This window comes from Vibrio sp. Vb1574 (assembly GCF_033338675.1).
Map to the genome: position 1 here is coordinate 1 of NZ_JAWOTC010000217.1, position 1,375 is coordinate 1,375.

The 1,375-nt window shown below is 48.7% G+C and carries 1 protein-coding gene and 1 pseudogene; one reads left to right on the forward strand and one right to left on the reverse strand.

Features of this window, described 5'->3' with window-relative positions; genetic code table 11:
* A pseudogene (locus R7O12_RS24945) lies at positions 1 to 349 on the forward strand (transporter substrate-binding domain-containing protein); the annotation flags it as partial.
* A gap of 57 nt (positions 350 to 406) precedes the next feature.
* Here R7O12_RS24945 and R7O12_RS24950 read toward each other — a convergent pair.
* Positions 407 to 1,375 (reverse strand): MFS transporter (locus R7O12_RS24950; RefSeq protein ID WP_318126737.1); only part of this gene is annotated, 969 nt, incomplete at its 5' end.

A 1,375-nucleotide genomic window follows, 5' to 3' on the forward strand; every position in this document is an offset into this window, starting at 1 on the left:
GAAAGTGGCTGCGACGTTAGGTACGGTACAAGAAAAAATGGTGAAAGAGTTCTTCCCATCGGCGCAGCATATTGTGATTGAAGCCCCCGCGCGAGATTTCCAAGAGCTGTTGGCTCGCAGAGCGGACGTGTCTGTGACTTCCAATGTGGAAGCGGCTACGCTGGTGGACAAGTTCAAACAGTTGGCGATTGTGCCTGTGAAAGCACCTCGCAGACCAACTCCAATCGCCATGTTGTTGCCACAAGACGACCAAGTCTGGATTAACTACATCAATCACTGGGTGGAGTTAAAAAAAACACAAGGCTTCTTTAAGCAGACTGCTCAGAAGTGGGGACTGAAAAGTTTATAAATGAAAAGAGCCGCTTTACGCGGCTCTTATTATGATCGGATGGACTGAAGTACAGACTTAAAGTTCATCTTCGCTGACGACGCGAGCGTTGTCAGGTGTAGTGAAGTGCTTAGAGAGTTCACGATTCGACAGAATGTAACCCATCCACAAGCCACCCATACAAATGACGATTGCCACGCCCGTAACCATTTGAGCTTGGCTTGCCATCGCGGCAACTAATGCGCTCGATAAGCTGCTCACACAGATTTGCAGACTGTTCTGTAGACCTGCTGCTGTCGCTGGGCTTTGGTGTGCACTAGCTAGGGCACGGTTTACGACGATTGGGTAAAGCGCACCATTTGCAACGGCAATCAAACAGAATGGCGCAAGAATTGGCCAGATTGACGTGAGCTCCCACTGTGAAGCGACGAAAATCAGCAATGCAGCAACGCTGAACAGGCCGATTAACTGGCGTAATACTTTCTCATCACCAAACTTACGTACGCCGACTTTACCTAAATAGCCACCAGCCATAAACGCAATGGTTTGAGGGATGAAGCTCAAACCGATGTCTTTGGCTTCATAGCCTAGTTGCGCCATGATTTCTGGCATACCAGTAAGGTAAGCAAAGAACGCTGCCGACGCGGTTGCGAACATAAACACGTTACCTAGGTAAGTTTTTGAACCTAGTAACGCTTTAATATCCGCAGACATGCTGGTTTGTTTGATTTCGGCTTGTTCGTTCTTTTGTGCCATGGTGGCAGCAACCAGCACCACGCCAACAAGCGTTAATGCGATAAAAATACTGTGCCAACCAAAGCTATCCGCTAAAACCACACCCAGTTGAGGTGCAAGTGCTGGTGATAGTGCCACCAACGGCATGATGGTTGCAAAAATTTGCTGGCTACTGCTGGAGTAACGCTTGATTACCATCGCTTGCCAGATAACCGCAGGAGCACACACGCCGATTGCTTGCACAAAGCGCAGTGTCAGTAGCTGCCAAACTTCATCGCAGAATGCTAAGCCGAATGAGGCAATGGTAAAGAG